This window comes from Verticiella alkaliphila (assembly GCF_018904615.1).
In the GTDB taxonomy this organism is placed as follows: Bacteria; Pseudomonadota; Gammaproteobacteria; order Burkholderiales; family Burkholderiaceae_B; genus Verticiella; species Verticiella alkaliphila.
The window spans coordinates 1-15,188 of sequence record NZ_JADCNH010000055.1 but is presented as its reverse complement, the minus strand read 5'-3'; the positions used below and the strand labels follow the sequence as shown (position 1 = coordinate 15,188).

Below are 15,188 nucleotides of genomic sequence, written 5' to 3'. Positions count from 1 at the left end.
ACGCGCCCGCTGCACAAGCCCGACGCCGCGCCCGCAGCGCAGGCCCCGGCCGCACAGGCTGACGCTGCCCCTGCGGCGCAAGCCGATCCGGCTCGGCTGGCCGCGGGCAAGAAGCTCTATGACACCGCTTGCGTGGCTTGCCACAGCACCGGCGTGGCCGGCGCCCCCAAATTGGGCGACAAGGCGGCCTGGGCCCCGTACATTGCCACGGGCATGGACGAGATGCTCAAGGTCGCCATCGCCGGCAAGGGTGCGATGCCGCCGCGCGGCACGGCCATGAAGGCCACCGACGACGAGCTGCGTGCCGCCATCGAGTACATGGTCGCGCAGTCGCAATAAGCGGCGTCATCGGCACGTTGTCTGCAAAGGGCGTCCTCGGACGCCCTTTTTGCCGTATTGGAGAGCGGCTTTGTGGACTACCATGGGTTCATGATGTCGACCGCCCCCTACCTCTGGGCCGCTCTGGCGGCTTTCCTCATCGCCGTGCCCGGCATGCTGATGCTCTTTGGTTCGGGCAATGACCGTGCACATCCCTGGTCGCCGCGACGGCTGCACCTCATACGCCGTTTCTTTGGCTTGGTGCTCGTGCTGCTCGCGCTGGCGGTGGGCCTGCTGGCGTTCTCCATCCAGCGTTACCTGCAGCTGTTTCAGGACAGGCCCGTGGCCGCGCTTGAGCTGGTGCGTGAGGCGCCCCAGCAATTTCGCGCACGGCTCACGCTCGTGGGCGAAGGGGGGGCGGTGGACAGCGTGCGTGAATTCACCCTGAGGGGTGACGCGTGGATGCTGGATGCGCGCGTGCTGCGCTGGCAGTTGCCTGCCGCGCTTGCCGGCGTTCCTTCGCTCTACCGGCTGGAGCGCCTCTCGGGCCGCTATGACGACATCGCGCAGGAGCGCGAGGGCGAGCGCACGGTGTACGACGTGCAATCCGACGTGCCGTTGGACCTGTTCTCGCTCAAGCAGCAGTTCTCGCGGTGGTTGCCCTTCGTCGATGCCCGCTACGGCAGCGCCACCTGGATGCCGATGCTCGACGGCGCACGCTATTTCGTCCTCTTCAACGACCGGGGCGGGCTGCTCGCGCGTCCGGCGGATGCGCACACCGCCGCCTTGCTCAACGCACAGCCGGGCTGGGCCCAACCCTGAGCGCGCTGAGCGCAGGCGTGGATCGCGCACAGACGCCTGGATAAGGGTGCAGCGCGGCTCGGTACATGCCGTGGACGAGCGCCGTCTCTGGCCTTACGCGGGCTCGGGCGGACTCAGTGCCTGGCCCTCGCGCAGGGGCGATGGGACGGGAGTGATAGCATGCCGCTTTGCCCCGACGTGCTTGATGTCCCTACTCGCCTTCTACACGACCACCCTGGGCCTGCTCGCGCCAATGCTGGCCTGCGTTGGCATCGGGACGATCTGGGGGCGGCGACGCCTGCCGTATTCGGGCGAGTTCGTCTCGCTGCTGGTTACCACGGTGGGCGTGCCTGCGCTGGTGTTCCACACGCTGGTGACGACGCAGCTGGACGACCGGCTCCTGCTCGAGATCGGCGCTGCGACGGTGCTTGCGCTGGTCTTTGCCAACGCGCTGTGCGCACTGGCGCTGCGCCTGCTGCACATGCCGGTGCGCGCCTTGATGCAGACGGCTGCCTTCCCGAACGCCGGCAACCTGGGTCTGCCGCTGGCGGCCCTGGCTTTCGGGGACACCGGGTTCTCTGCCGCCGTCGTCTTCTTTGCCGTGTGCGCCTTTGCGCAGAACACCATCGGCGTGCGCACCCTGCCGGGAGCGAACGTGGGCAAGGTGTGGCGCTCTCCCGTGCTCCTTGCGGCAGTGGCTGCCGTCGTGTGCCGAGCGTTCGACGTGCCGGTCCCGGCATGGACCTTGGAATCGGCCCAGTTGCTGGGGCGCATCACGGTGCCACTGATGTTGATGAGCCTCGGCTATGCACTCTCGGCCATTCCTTCGAGCGGATTGCGCGCCGGCAGCGTGTTGGCGGTAATGCGCCTGGGCTTCGGGGCGTTGAGCGGTTTCCTGGCGGCGTGGATGCTCGGGCTGTCGCTCGACATGCGGGCGCTCATGGTGATGCAGATGAGCATGCCGTGCGCGGTGATCAGCTATATGTTCGCCACGCGCTACACGAACAAGGGCGAGGTCTCGGCGGGCGCGGTCCTTGTCTCCACCGCCCTCTTTCTGTTGCTGCTGCCGATCACGCTTGCGCTGATCGACGCGCCGGCGGCGCAGGGACTGCACTGAGCGGCAACTTGCTGCCCCAAGACAAAAAAACCCCGCCTTGCGGCGGGGGTAGCGGCCCGGGGGTCCCTCACGAAACGTGAGGGCCGGGCAAGCGTTGTTGTGAGTATGCGTGCTGATCGGGTGAGGATCAGAACTGGTGACGCAGGCCGATGGCACCACCGGTCTGGTTGGTCTTGCCGGCGGCCAGGGCATACGGCGTGCCTTGGTCACCCGCGAAGCCCAGGTTCAGCGGACCCTTGCGGGCGTGGGCGGCCACGGCGTACAGGTTGGTGCGCTTGCTCAGGCCGTAGCTGGCGAGCAGCGAGACCTGGTGCCACTTGTCGTCCGTCGTGCCCAGGTAGCCCACCGGCGCGTCCTTGAAGCGCTCGTGGTAGTAGGCCACGCCCAGACCGGTCTGGGCATTGACCTGCCAGCCGGCGCCGATCATGTAGAAGTCGCTCTTGATGTCCGGACCGACCAGGCTTTCGACCTTGCGGTAGCGGTAGCCACCCAGGATCTTGAACTGGTTCAGATCCAGGCGAGCACCGGCCATGGCGTTGTGCGTCTTACCGACCGTGGGCACGACGCCAGCGGCGACGGCCGGCTGATTCACGCGGTCGTAGGCGGCCATCACGCGGAAGGTGTTGCCGAAGGAGTAGCCGACGGCACCGCCGAAGGCGCCGGTCGGGCTCAGATCCTGGGGCGTGAGCTGGTCAGCCTGGTTGCGGAAAGCGTAGTAGGCACCGACGGCCAGGCCGGCGACACGGGCCGAGTACAACACGGCGTTGTCGGCACGGCTGGGCACGATGCGGGGGATCGGCTCGTACTGGGCACCGTAGGCGCCGGGCACGTACTGACCCAGCATCGTGAACGCCGGGGTGTATTGGCGACCGAAGGTCAGGCGGCCCCAGTTGCCTTCCAGGCCGGCCATGGCCGTACGCTGGAACATGCGGCCGTCGCTGTTGCCGTTGCCGATGTTGAAGCCCGATTCCAGCTGGAACACGGCCTTCAGACCATTGCCGAGGTCTTCCACACCGCGCAGACCCCAGCGCGAGCCGGACAGACCACCCGAGCGCATGCCGGTGACCGTCTTGCTGCCACCCGAGGCGTCCGGCGCATTGTTGTAGGCTTCGATGTTCACGTCCACGATACCGTAGAGCGTCACGCTGCTCTGCGCGTGGGCCATGCCAGTGGTGGCCAGGCCGGCGGCCGCGAGGGAGGCGGCCAGGCAAGCGGTCTTGAATTTCATGAGTGTCTCCTCAGCAATCTTATATGTGCAGTGCACGTTTCTATCGACTGGTAGCTTGTCCTGCACTGCCGTCTGCGGGATTTCCCTCAGAACCCTTCAGCCCATGACAATCTGTAATCCAGACTACCGATGGGGTTTTTCAAAGTCAACGCGGCTGTTTATCGTCTAGGGTAAATACCGACCGGTGTCATCACGCGCGTGATGTGAAAACCAACACGGCGCCAAGGCGCACGTTTCTTGCGGGTTTACCAGCAGAACCGAACGCCAGCATGCTGGCGCCTCCTATGGGAACGCTTCATCTCGGGAACGAATTAGCACTCTCTCTGTCAGAGTGCTAATATATCTTCGTTGGGTGACGCTCAACTCAGGATGACCACTGCCATGACACAGCTTTCCGTACACCAGGCCTCGCCCAGCCAGAGCCTGGCATTGGCTATTGCCAATCCGGGCGCGCTGGGTACGATCGACGCCTATATATCTGCTGTCAACCAGATGCCGCTGCTCACGCAGGAGCAGGAGACGGCGCTCGCCCATCGGTTTCGTGAAAGCGACGATCTGGACGCCGCGCGCGATCTCGTGCTGTCGCACCTGCGCCTGGTGGTGTCGGTCGCGCGTCAGTATCTCGGCTATGGCCTGCCCCATGCCGATCTGATCCAGGAAGGCAACGTCGGCCTCATGAAGGCGGTCAAGCGTTTTGACCCCAGCCGTGGCGTGCGGCTCGTGTCCTTTGCGATTCATTGGATCAAGGCGGAGATCCACGAATACGTGATTCGCAATTGGCGCATGGTGAAGGTCGCCACCACCAAGGCGCAGCGTAAGCTCTTTTTCAATCTGCGCAGCATGAAGCGCGGCAGCGATACGCTCACCTCGGCCGAAGTCGAACATATCTCTCGCGAATTGAATGTGCGCGAGCAGGATGTGCGTGACATGGAACAGCGCTTGGCAGGCCACGAAATGGCACTCGATGGCCGCGACGACGATGACGAGAGCTATGCGCCTTCCGCGTGGCTGTCCGATGCGGGCGAATCCGAGCCGGTGCGGGTCCTGGAGCGCCGTGCGCGGGATGATCTGCAAGGCGAGGGGCTCAATCGCGCGCTCGCTACGCTGGATCCGCGTTCGCGCCGGATTATCGAAGCGCGTTGGTTGCCGGAAGAATCCGGTGCCACACTCCAGGAATTGGCGGATGAATTCGGCGTTTCCGCAGAACGCATTCGTCAGATTGAAAGTCGGGCAATGGGCAAAATGCGCGAAGCTTTAGCCGCCGCAGTATGACTGCGGTATGATGACGGCCAATGCCGGACGCAATGAGCGGCGCTTTTAGCGCCGCTTTTTGCATCCGGCGCGAATTGGCGCATAAAGCGCTGGCATTATCTTGAATCCCGCACCGATACCTCCGGTGCTGCCACGGAGTTGCCCATCATGGCCACGTACCAGAATCTCCTTACGCAGAAAGCCGCCATCGAACGCAAGCTCGCCACGGCGCGAAAGCGCGAAGTGGCTTCGGTCGTCAAGCAGATCAACGGGCTGATCGCCCAGTATCAGCTGCAGCCCAGCGAGCTCACCTTCGGTGGCAAGGCCGCGTCTGCGGGCCGCGCCAGCAAGGCAGTCAAGGCCAAGTCGGGCCGCAAGCCCAAGGCGGGCACGCCGGCAGCGCCCAAGTATCGCAATCCGGAAACGGGCGATACCTGGAGTGGTCGCGGTCGTTCACCCAAGTGGGTGGTTGGCGACAAATCGAATTACCTGATCGAATCTCAGGAATAAAAAAAGGCCGGGAATCCCCGGCCTTTTTGCTGCGCTTTATTGCAAAAGTTGCAGACGGTCACGGGCTGTGCTCGCTGCCTGGCTATTGCCGTAATCGCGTACGATTCGCTGCAGCGTGGCACGCGCGCCATTGCGATCATTCAATTCGATCTGGCTGCCTGCGATCACGAGCAAGGCATCCGGTGCGCGTTGATTATCCGGGAAGGATTGCACCATGGCATTCAGCCGCGCAATGGCGTTCTTGTAGTCCTTGAGCGCATACAGGCTGCTGCCCAGATAGAACTGGGCCGTCGGCGCATAGCCGCTGCGCGGGTATTGCTGCACGAAAGCCGCCAGCGACTCAGCTGCGTTCTTGTATTGCGCCTGACGGAAGTGGTCGATGGCCGTGTCGTAGGCCGCCTGCTCGCCATCGCTGGCAGCCAGGATGTTCCCGGCGTTGGAGCCGCTCTGTTGCTCGCTCATGTTGAGCGACATTTCCCGCTGCGCCTGCTGGCTGTCCGACACCTGCTTGCTCAGGGTCTCGATCTGGCCACGCATCTGCGCGATCTGCTGCTGCAATTGCTCGATCTGGCCCGCGAGTTGCAGCCGGCCGCGCTGGTCTTCCGCGCGCAGATTGGCGATTTCCTGACGCGCCGCGAGGATCGCCTGGCGGGCTTCATCGTCGCCGCCAAAGAGCTGCGCGCTGGCCGGGGCCGCGGCAAACGTGCCAGCCAGGGTCAGTACGGCGGCGTACAGGGCACGCCGGGCGGGAAGGGAAACCTGCAGAATCATGGACATATCACTCCTGGACTCGGTCGGCATGCGCCGGATGGAGAAAAGCCGCCCACAAGGCCGGCGAATGGCCCTGTGGACGGCTTGCAGACCCTGGCACCATAACCCGTGGAAACGGGATCATGCCCAGGTCATCAATCAACGACGGTACGTGAAATCCGCACGGCGGTTTTCAGCGTAATCCGATTCGCTCGAACCGGTCGCGCGGGGGCGTTCCTTGCCGAAGCTGACGGCTTCGACTTGGTTGTCACGCACGCCGAGCACCAGCAGCATCTGACGGACGGCTTCCGAACGGCGCTGGCCCAGGGCGAGGTTGTACTCGCTGCTGCCGCGCTCGTCGGTGTTGCCTTCGATCGTCACGGTTTGCTGGGGGTTGCCCGCCAGGTATTGACCGTGCATTTCCACCGTCGGACGGTACTGCTGCGACACGGAGTAGCTGTCGAAGTCGAAGTAGACCGAACGCTGTTGGGCGAGCGGGCTGTTCGGGTTGAACGGGTCGTACTGGTTCGCGCCGCCCGTGGCCACGCCCGAGGCGCTGCCACCATAGCCGCCGGCGCCAGCGCCAGCCTTGGATTCGTCCAGCTCAACGGAGCTGCCGCAAGCGGCCAGGGCCGCGGTAAGACCAACGACGGCAAATGCCTTCAGAAAGCGAGTTTTCATAATGGGCTCCAACGGTATAAGAGCAAAAGGGATGGCTAAACGATCAGATCGGTGCGGCCGCGGTGTTGCGCCCAGGACAACGGGCCGCTTGGGTCCAGACAGCTAGGAGAACGGGCGAATCATTTTGCAGTGCCGAACGGTCCCCAGGCGGCCGCGGTGATTCCCGCGCCCGATGCGGACAACGTCTCCTGCGCGAGGCCATCGATGGAGCGCACGTTCAACGTGCCGCCGCGTTGGCCCGCGGTGTAGAGCACCATCCCGCCGTCGGGCGAGAAGGAAGGAGACTGGTCGTCTGGACCGTTGGTGAGCAAAACCTCGTTGCCGGTGGAAAGATTCAACACCGCGATCTGAAAGTTGCCGCCCCGGCGCGTGACATACGTCAGCGCCGTACCGTCGGGCGATACCCGGGGGCTCACATTGTGGCCGCCGTTGAACGTGAGTCGGGTTGCATTGCCGCCGCCGACGACCATGCGATAGATCTGGGCACTGCCGCCGCGGTCACTGCTGAAAACGATGCTTTGCCCGTCTGGGGTAAAGGCAGGTTCCGTATTGATCGTGCCGCTTTGCGTGAGACGGGTCGGGTTGGAGCCGTCCGCATTGACCGAATAGATCTGCGACGAACCATCGCGCGAGAGCACGACGGCGAGTTTCGAGCCGTCCGGCGACCAGGCGGGGGCACTGTTGTTGCCGCGGAAATTCGCGACCACATTGCGCTGACCCGTCCGCACGTTATGCACGTAGACGACAGGCTTGCCGGATTCGAAACTGACGTAGGCCAGGCGGGTCCCGTCTGGGGACCAGCTGGGCGAAATGATGGCTTCGCGCGAACGAAGCGCCGCCTGGGGATTATGGCCGTCGGCATCCGCGACCATGAGTTCCCACAGATTGCCGCGCTTGGCCACGAAGGCGATGCGGGTCGAGAAGGCGCACTGCGCGCCGCTCAGGCGTTCACAGATGCGATCGGCCACCTGGTGGGCAGCCGAACGCCAGTTGTTCATGGACGCGCTCACCACCTGGCTGTCGATCTCGGCTTGCTGCACCGTATCGGCCATGTGGTAATTGATCTCGACCTGGGAGCCGTTGCCGCTGGACGAGCCATAGGCGACGGCGTTGGCGCCGCGATCGCGCCACATGGCGAAATCCAGGCCGCCGCCGGCATCCACGCGGGTGCCGCCGGCGTTGACCATGCGAAAGAGCCCGGAGCGCGTCAGATCGGCGCGCACCACGTCGGCCAGTTGACGGCCACGCTGGCCGTCGCCATCGGCGAAGTCGGTGACGGCAATCGGATACTGGTTGGCACCGGCACCGGAGATTTCCACCTGCAGCTGGGCGTGGGCCGTCGGCATGGCGCAGGCGGCGAGCAGGGCGAACCAGCCCAGGCTGCGCCGCGCGCTGTCTTTGGCCGCGCCGGTCAGGCGCAGGGTGACGCCGCGTTGGGAACGCGCAGCACGGGCGGTGAGGGAATGGATCGCGGGCATGTCAGGTTGCACTGTTGGGGCTCAATCGAACATGTTGTAACGGACGTCTATGGTAGACGGAAAATTGCCAGACGGCGGGCGCGGGAACGGATTGCAACGCTGAATGCCGGTCTGCACTGCGCGGTCGAAGGCATCCACACCGGATGGCCGCAAAAGACGCGGTACGCCACTCTGCTGACCCTCTCCGGACAACTGCACGCGGAATACCACGTAGGGATTGCCGCTGACCGAGTCCCGATTGGCCGAGTAGGCCACGCCGGGCTTCACGCAGGCGCGGATCAACGCGCCGTACCCACTGTCTGCGCCGCCGCCTGCCTGGCTACGCGAGGCCGTGCCGCCGGGCAAGCCGGCTGCCGCCGTCGCCGACGACTGGAAGGCCTCACGCAATTTACGTTCCCGATCGGCGGCTTCCTTGTCGGCAGCTGCCTTCTTCTCGGCCGCAGCCTTGTCGGCTGCTGCCTTCTTTTCCGCCGCCGCTTTTTCAGCGGCCGCCTTCTTTTCGGCAGCTGCCTTCTCCGCGGCGGCCTTTTCAGCAGCGGCTTTTTCAGCCGCGGCCTTTTCGGCAGCAGCTTTCTCTGCGGCAGCTTTCTTTTCTGCTGCGGCTTTCGCTTCGGCTGCCTTCTTTTCGGCAGCCGCCTTCTCGGCCGCTGCCTTTTCCACCGCCGCTTTCTCGGCAGCCGCCTTCTTCTCAGCCGCAGCTTTTTCTTCTGCCGCTTTCTTTTCGGCCGCCGCGCGTTCCTGCGCGAGCTTTTCCTGCTTCAGGCGTTCCTGCTCGCGCTGGCGCGTTTCTTCCTGGCGCTGGCGCTCACGCTCCTGCTGGCGCTGAGCCTCGACGCGCTTGCGTTGTTCTTCCTGCTCGCGCTTCTTTTCTTCCTGCAGCGCGATGTCCGCTTCCCGTTTCTGGGCCTCGAGCTGGGCCGGCGTGGGCTGAGGCTCAGGCTCGGGAGTGGGCGGCGCGGGCGGCGGGGTCGGTTCCGGCTCGGGCTGCGGTGTCGGCGGCTCCGGGGTCGGAGTGGGCTCGTTCTGGGTATTGGCGTCTTCGACGGCCTCGGCCTCCGGTAACGCCGCCCACATCTCCACCTGCATGGGCTGCAAAGGCGTGCGATTCCAGAACATGCCGATCACGGCCGCGACGACGATGAGCACGTGCATGGCAATGGCCGCAGCCAATGCCTTGCCTTGTGGCTCCTCGGGCGGCGTGCCGACGTAGCGCGACGGGATGGGGACGTGATCTTCGTCCATGGATCAGCTGCCGCCGCCTTGTTGCACGAGCAGGCCGACGCGCGAGACGCCCTGCTGCTGGAGTTCGTCCATCACCTTGATCACGGCGTCATACACCACCTTGCCGTCGGCGGCGATCACCACCGGCTGGCCGGGCGTCTGCTGCTGACGAAAGCGGATGTAGTCCGTGAGCTCGTTGGCAGGCAGCGTCTGCAGCTGGGTTTCGCCCTGCTGCAGATCGCGCACGGAGATGACGCCGTCGGCGGCCACCTGGACTTCGATCGGCTTGACCGGCACCTCGGCGGCACGCTGGCCGACCGACGGCAGTTCGATCATGCCGGGGGCGACCAGGGGCGCCGTCACCATGAAGATCACCAGGAGCACGAGCATCACGTCGATGTAGGGCACGACGTTGATCTCGTTCTTCATGCGGCGCGCCGGGCGCCCGCGACCGCGAGCCGCTGGCATCAGCGCACCTGCCGCTGGAGAATGTTGAGGAATTCGTCGATGAAGTTGTCGAAACGCATCGACAGACGATCGACTTCGTGAGAGTAGCGGTTGTAGGCGACCACCGCGGGAATGGCGGCGAACAGACCGATGGCGGTGGCGATCAGCGCTTCGGCGATCCCGGGGGCCACGGCCGCCAGGGTGACCTGCTCCATGCCGGCCAGGCCCACGAAGGCGTGCATGATGCCCCAGACCGTACCCAACAGGCCGATGTAGGGGCTCACGGAGCCGGCGGACGCGAGAAAGGCGAGATGGCGATCGAGCGCGTCGAGTTCACGCTGGTAGGAGGCCCGCATGGCGCGGTTGGCGCCATCGAGCACGACCGGAACGTCGCTGTGGGCCTTGCGCGCCTTCAGGAACTCGGACATGCCGGATTCGAAGATGCGGGCCAGCGCGCCGTGTTCGCCGCGATGGGTGGCCACCGCATGGTGCAGCATCGTCAGATCGCCGCCCGACCAGAAATCGGATTCGAACTTGTCCGTCTGGCGCTGCGTACGGCGCAGCGTGGCGCGTTTGCTGAAGATGTACGTCCACGACATGACGGAGATCACGACCAGCAACGCCATCACGAGCTGCACCGGAATGCTGGCGTGCACGATCAGAGACAGTATCGACATGTCCTGGTTGGGATTCATGGAAAGTAAGCCTTGTTGTGCAGTTGAACGGATGGATGGGGTAGTCGAGCCAATGACGCTCAGGCCGGCGCGACAGCACGCATCTGCCGGGCCAGGGCCTCGGGCAGGGCGGCCGGCCGCATGTGCGGGGTACTGACGCAGGCGATGTCGATGCGCCCTGCCGCGAGCAACTCGCCGTCGCGCAGGCAGGATTGTTCGAACAGGATCGATGCACGCCCGGCGCGCGCCACACGGCTGCGAATGACGAGCGCATCGTCGAGCCTGGCGGGACGGTGATAATCGACACTCGCAGAACGCACCACGAATAACCTGCCTTCCGACTGGGCCACGGCGGCCTGTTCGAACCCGAGACGCCTCAGCCACTCGGTGCGGGCGCGCTCGAAGAACTTGAGGTAATTGGCGTAATACACCACCCCGCCAGCGTCGGTATCCTCGTAATAGACCCGTACGTCAAAGCGGAACTGGTCAGTCTCACGGGGTACGGCAGACATGGCAAGGCAGCAGGGATGTCAACCCAGAATTGTAGCGTTTCGGCGGCTGCGGCAACCAGGTCTGAGCAACAAGATGCGACAGCGCCCACGCACCGTGGCGCGGGCCCAACGCCTGCCGCGAGGGGCCTGGACGGACCGAGCAACGGCGCGCATCGCCGGGCGGAAAACCGCCCGAGCTGGCGTCCTGATTAGGGTTTGCCCGCAGGCTTTACCGGCCTAGAACAGTTCGGATTCGCGTCCACCAGGCGGCGCGGTGAGGCCCAGGTGCCGCCACGTGGTCTGCGTGGCGATGCGTCCGCGGGGCGTGCGTTGCAGAAACCCGTGCTGGATCAGGTAGGGTTCGATCACATCTTCGATGGTGTCGCGGGCCTCGCCGATGGCCGCAGCCAGGCTGTCCACCCCCACGGGGCCGCCGTCGAAGCGGTGCACCACGGCTTCGAGCAGCTTGCGGTCCATGACGTCCAGCCCGTGCGGATCCACCTGCAGCATGCCGAGCGCGGCACCGGCGATCGCGTCGTCGATCGTGCCGTCCGACTTCACTTCCGCGTAATCGCGCACGCGACGCAGGAGCCGGTTGGCGATCCGCGGGGTGCCGCGCGAGCGACGCGCGATCTCGGCGGAACCCGCGTCGGTGATGTCGGCGCCCAGCAGGCCGGCGCTGCGCCGCACGATGTGGCCCAACTCCTCTGTGGTGTAGAACTCCAGACGGGCCGTGATGCCGAAGCGGTCGCGCAGCGGATTGGTCAGCATGCCTGCGCGCGTGGTGGCGCCCACCAGCGTGAAGGGCTGCAGATCCAGTTTCACGCTGCGCGCGCCGGGACCCTCGCCGATCAGGATGTCGATCTGGAAATCTTCCAGCGCCGGATAGAGAATTTCCTCGACTACCGGCGAGAGACGATGGATCTCGTCGATGAAGAGGACGTCGTTGCGCTCCAGATTGGTGAGCAGCGCGGCAAGATCGCCCGGGCGCTCCAGCACGGGGCCGGAGGTCTGTTTGAGATTGACGCCCATTTCGTGCGCGATGATGTGCGCAAGCGTCGTCTTGCCCAGGCCCGGCGGCCCGAAGAGCAGCACGTGATCGAGTGCCTCCTGGCGCTGACGTGCGGCGGCCACGAAGATCTCCAGCTGCTCGCGGATGCGCTGCTGACCAACGTACTCCTGCAGCATGCGCGGGCGCAGCGCCCGTTCGAGGTTTTCCTCGTTGGGCGAGGCTGGCTGGGGCGCCACCAGGCGCGAGCCGCCACCATCGAGGCGTGCGGTGAGTTGGTCGGGCTGGATGCTCATGGGCGGACTATAGCGCGCGGCGGATGGCGCGCGTGGCAAAGGCGGGTGCTGGATAAATATCCACTATCTTATCCCCAGGCTGCGTCGGCGTGAAAGCGCCTCGCCTGGCCGCTGTTCCCTGGGAAGACTGGGCGCACGCCTCGCCGGTGGGCCTCGCCTTGCGTACACTGCTGCAGACTTGTCAACAGCCCGGAGTTCTCCGCATGCCCATTCGCCGCCCCGATGCCTTGCCGCGCCGCCCTCGCATATCGTTGTTGCAGGAGGACTGACCATGGCACTCGAACTCATCAGCGAGCATCGCTGTTTTGGCGGCTGGCAGCGCTTCTACAAGCACGAATCCACCGTCATCGGGCTGCCGATGCGCTTCTCGGTGTTCGTGCCGGCCGAGGCCGCATCGGGCCGCGTGCCCGTCCTCTTCTATCTGGCTGGTCTCACCTGCACCGAAGAGACCTTCATGATCAAGGGTGGCGCACAGCGCCATGCCGCCGAGCACGGCATCCTCCTCGTGGCGCCCGACACCAGCCCGCGTGGCGCCGGCGTGCCTGGCGAGACGGACAATTGGGATTTCGGCGTGGGCGCGGGATTCTATGTGAATGCCACGCAATCGCCCTGGGATCAGCATTACCGCATGGACAGCTACATCGTGGAGGAGCTGCACGGCATCGTCACCGGCGAGCTGCCCGGTGATGCGGCCCGCACCGGCATCTTCGGCCATTCCATGGGCGGTCATGGCGCGCTGGTGCTGGCCCTGCGCAATCCGGCCAAGTTCCGCAGCGTGTCGGCCTTTGCCCCGATCGCCGCGCCCTCGCAGTGTGATTGGGGTAAGAAGGCACTGGGCGGCTACCTGGGCCCGGACACGGCCGCCTGGCGCGGCTACGACGCCACCGAGCTCATGAAGGCGGCGCAGCAGCCCTTCCCCGGCGGCATCCTCGTCGACCAAGGCCTGAAGGACCAGTTCCTGCACCAGCTCCACCCGGACGCCTTCGAAGCGGCCTGCGCCGTGGCCGGGCAGCCCCTCACGCTGCGTCGTCACGAGGGCTATGACCACGGCTACTACTTCATCTCGACCTTCATGCAGGATCACCTGGCTCACCACGCGGCGCAGCTGAAGGGATAACGCGCGCATGAAGACGCCGAAGCGGCTGGTGCCGCTCGTGGAAGAAGGCCTGGTCGACGACGTCCTGCGCCAGCTGATGAGTGGCAAGGAGGCGACTGTCTACGTGGTGCGCTGTGGCGACGCGGTGCGCTGCGCGAAGGTCTACAAGGAAGCGAGCCAGCGCAGCTTCCGGCAGGCGGCGTCCTACCTGGACGGGCGCAAGGTGAAGAACAGCCGCCAGGCGCGCGCCATGGAGAAGGGCACGCGCTACGGCCGGCAGGTGCAGGAGGAGCAGTGGCAGACGGCCGAGGTCGATGCCTTGTTCCGTCTGGCGGCCGCCGGGGTGCGGGTGCCCACACCGTATATCTGCACCGATGGCGTGCTGCTCATGGATCTGGTGGCCGATGCCGACGGCGGCGTGGCGCCGCGCCTGAACGACGTCGAGCTCACCGAGGCCGAGGCCCTTGCCATGCACGGTGAACTGCTCGTGCAGGTGATCCGCATGCTGCTGGCCGGGATGATTCACGGCGATCTGTCGGAATACAACATCCTGCTCGCGGCGGATGGCCCCGTCATCATCGATCTGCCGCAGGCCGTGGATGCGGCGGGCAACAGCCAGGCGCAGGCGATGCTCGAACGCGACGTCGCCAACCTGGCGGCGTACTTCGCGCAGTTTGCGCCAACGCTCGCGACGACGAACTACGGGCGTGAGATCTGGCGTTTCTACGAGGCCGGTGCGTTGACGGAGGACGTGACCTTGACAGGGCAGGTCGAGGCCGACACGACGCCCGTGGATCTGGAGGGACTCATGCAGGACATGGAGGAGGTCCGCCTGGAGGCCGAGGACCGGCTGCGTCGGGAGCGTGAAAGCCGGGGGGAGTAGCTGGCCGGCGGTGCAGGGCGTGCGGTGTGACGTCGCTCGCACGCTGGCATCATGGGACCGCCGCGCGCCTCACCGCCGCGACATACGGATCGCTTCCAGCGCTTCGCACAGCTGCGCAGTGGCGTCGAACAGACGCGGGCCGGGGCGGTAGAGCGCATCGGCCGGTACGGCAATGACGCGGGCCAGACGCACGGCGGGAAGGTGCGGCGCCGTGCTGCGCCAGAAGCCCACGGGATCGCGGCCGCCTTGTTCGTCAGTGGTCAGGATCACCTGAGGATTCGCTGCGATGAGCGCCTCCATCTCCACCTGCGGCGCCGCAGGCCCGGCACGGCCAAAGACGTTGACCCCACCGCACACACGCAGCGCGTCGCCCACGATGTGGTTGTCGCTCAGGGTGTAGAGCGGTGCGCTGCCCGCATGGATGAAGACCCGCACCGGGGTGCGGTCTGCATAGGTCTGTTCGAGCCCGCGCAGGCGCACGCGCAGCGAAGTGGCCTTGGCTGACGCCTGCCGGGTGGTACCCAGCAGCGTGCCCAGGCGTTCGACGTCGTCGGCAATGTCCGCCAGACGCGTGGGTGCCGTGTAGAACACGCGCACGCTGGCCGCATCGAGCGCCGTTTGCAGCGGCTGCACAGGCCCGGGCAGCCAGGCGACGACGAGATCCGGGCGCAGGCCGACGAGCGTCTCCGCATTGAGATGCCAGGCGTCGCCCACCTGGGGCACCAGCCGGGCGGCCGCGGGCCAGTCGCTGTAGCGCACGGCCCCCACGAGCTGCGGCCCGCCCCCTGCGGCAAAGACAAGCTCTGTCGCGTGCGGCGCGAGGGCCACCACGCGGCGTGCGGGCGTTGCCAGACTGACCGTGCGGCCCTGCCCGTCCGTGACGACGACCGGACCCGCGGACGGGCCGGACGCGCCTGCGGTGGCGGCCGGGATGGGC

The 15,188-nt window shown here is 65.8% G+C and carries 17 protein-coding genes; 7 read left to right on the top strand and 10 right to left on the bottom strand.

Annotated elements, in window-relative coordinates; translation table 11 throughout:
- The 3 genes from IMZ29_RS20900 to IMZ29_RS20890 all read left to right on the top strand — a co-directional run.
- Nucleotides 1-339, top strand: a 339-nt coding sequence (locus IMZ29_RS20900) for a c-type cytochrome (RefSeq protein ID WP_216187907.1), incomplete at its 5' end; no start/stop codon positions are given.
- A 90-nt stretch (nucleotides 340-429) separates the two neighbouring features.
- Entirely contained in the window at nucleotides 430-1,140 is a 711-nt protein-coding gene (locus IMZ29_RS20895; protein WP_216187904.1) for a hypothetical protein, read from the top strand.
- Nucleotides 1,141-1,321: 181 nt separating this feature from the next.
- The gene (locus tag IMZ29_RS20890; protein ID WP_216187901.1) at nucleotides 1,322-2,236 is read left to right on the top strand and encodes an AEC family transporter; all 915 of its coding nucleotides are present in this window, start codon (nucleotides 1,322-1,324) and stop codon (nucleotides 2,234-2,236) included.
- A gap of 127 nt (nucleotides 2,237-2,363) precedes the next feature.
- Here the strand turns inward: IMZ29_RS20890 and IMZ29_RS20885 are convergent, their stop codons facing one another.
- Nucleotides 2,364-3,464: a porin gene (locus tag IMZ29_RS20885; protein ID WP_216187898.1), complete on the bottom strand. Its 1,101-nt coding sequence runs from the start codon at nucleotides 3,462-3,464 to the stop codon at nucleotides 2,364-2,366.
- A 381-nt stretch (nucleotides 3,465-3,845) separates the two neighbouring features.
- Here IMZ29_RS20885 and rpoH point away from each other — a divergent pair, with 381 nt between their 5' ends.
- Together rpoH and IMZ29_RS20875 are read left to right on the top strand one after the other, a co-directional pair.
- Nucleotides 3,846-4,736: an RNA polymerase sigma factor RpoH gene (rpoH, locus tag IMZ29_RS20880; RefSeq protein ID WP_216187895.1), complete on the top strand. Its 891-nt coding sequence runs from the start codon at nucleotides 3,846-3,848 to the stop codon at nucleotides 4,734-4,736.
- A 147-nt stretch (nucleotides 4,737-4,883) separates the two neighbouring features.
- Nucleotides 4,884-5,225, top strand: a complete 342-nt coding sequence (locus IMZ29_RS20875; protein ID WP_216187892.1) for an H-NS histone family protein — start codon at nucleotides 4,884-4,886, stop codon at nucleotides 5,223-5,225.
- Between the two features lie 36 nt (nucleotides 5,226-5,261).
- On the opposite strand, the gene ybgF is transcribed toward IMZ29_RS20875, so the two are convergent.
- The 8 genes from ybgF to ruvB all read right to left on the bottom strand — a co-directional run bounded on the left by ybgF (nucleotide 5,262) and on the right by ruvB (nucleotide 12,272).
- Nucleotides 5,262-5,993 (bottom strand): tol-pal system protein YbgF, encoded by a 732-nt coding sequence (gene ybgF / locus IMZ29_RS20870; protein WP_371820380.1) that lies wholly within the window; start codon nucleotides 5,991-5,993, stop codon nucleotides 5,262-5,264.
- A 141-nt stretch (nucleotides 5,994-6,134) separates the two neighbouring features.
- Nucleotides 6,135-6,656, bottom strand: a complete 522-nt coding sequence (gene pal / locus IMZ29_RS20865; protein WP_216187877.1) for a peptidoglycan-associated lipoprotein Pal — start codon at nucleotides 6,654-6,656, stop codon at nucleotides 6,135-6,137.
- A gap of 119 nt (nucleotides 6,657-6,775) precedes the next feature.
- On the bottom strand, nucleotides 6,776-8,134 hold the full coding sequence (gene tolB, locus IMZ29_RS20860) for a Tol-Pal system beta propeller repeat protein TolB (RefSeq protein ID WP_216187874.1): 1,359 nt from the start codon (nucleotides 8,132-8,134) through the stop codon (nucleotides 6,776-6,778).
- A gap of 21 nt (nucleotides 8,135-8,155) precedes the next feature.
- Nucleotides 8,156-9,376 (bottom strand): cell envelope integrity protein TolA, encoded by a 1,221-nt coding sequence (tolA, locus tag IMZ29_RS20855; RefSeq protein WP_216187872.1) that lies wholly within the window; start codon nucleotides 9,374-9,376, stop codon nucleotides 8,156-8,158.
- A gap of 3 nt (nucleotides 9,377-9,379) precedes the next feature.
- Nucleotides 9,380-9,823, bottom strand: a complete 444-nt coding sequence (gene tolR / locus IMZ29_RS20850) for a protein TolR (RefSeq protein WP_216187869.1) — start codon at nucleotides 9,821-9,823, stop codon at nucleotides 9,380-9,382.
- Nucleotides 9,823-10,497, bottom strand: coding sequence for a protein TolQ (gene tolQ / locus IMZ29_RS20845; protein ID WP_216187867.1), 675 nt, complete (start codon nucleotides 10,495-10,497; stop codon nucleotides 9,823-9,825). The genes tolR and tolQ overlap by 1 nt, the downstream gene beginning before the upstream one ends.
- A gap of 59 nt (nucleotides 10,498-10,556) precedes the next feature.
- A complete protein-coding gene (gene ybgC / locus IMZ29_RS20840; RefSeq protein WP_216187865.1) occupies nucleotides 10,557-10,988 on the bottom strand; it encodes a tol-pal system-associated acyl-CoA thioesterase in 432 nt (143 codons plus the stop codon).
- 216 nt (nucleotides 10,989-11,204) lie between these two features.
- Nucleotides 11,205-12,272: a Holliday junction branch migration DNA helicase RuvB gene (ruvB, locus tag IMZ29_RS20835; RefSeq protein ID WP_216187855.1), complete on the bottom strand. Its 1,068-nt coding sequence runs from the start codon at nucleotides 12,270-12,272 to the stop codon at nucleotides 11,205-11,207.
- A 271-nt stretch (nucleotides 12,273-12,543) separates the two neighbouring features.
- Here ruvB and fghA point away from each other — a divergent pair, with 271 nt between their 5' ends.
- Both fghA and IMZ29_RS20825 read left to right on the top strand, forming a co-directional pair.
- Complete coding sequence (gene fghA / locus IMZ29_RS20830; RefSeq protein WP_216187841.1) at nucleotides 12,544-13,389, top strand: S-formylglutathione hydrolase; 846 nt, start codon at nucleotides 12,544-12,546, stop codon at nucleotides 13,387-13,389.
- Between the two features lie 7 nt (nucleotides 13,390-13,396).
- A complete protein-coding gene (locus IMZ29_RS20825) occupies nucleotides 13,397-14,251 on the top strand; it encodes a PA4780 family RIO1-like protein kinase (protein WP_216187839.1) in 855 nt (284 codons plus the stop codon).
- A 69-nt stretch (nucleotides 14,252-14,320) separates the two neighbouring features.
- On the opposite strand, the gene IMZ29_RS20820 is transcribed toward IMZ29_RS20825, so the two are convergent.
- On the bottom strand, nucleotides 14,321-15,188 hold an 868-nt coding region (locus IMZ29_RS20820), incomplete at its 5' end, for a cobalamin-binding protein (RefSeq protein ID WP_253207344.1).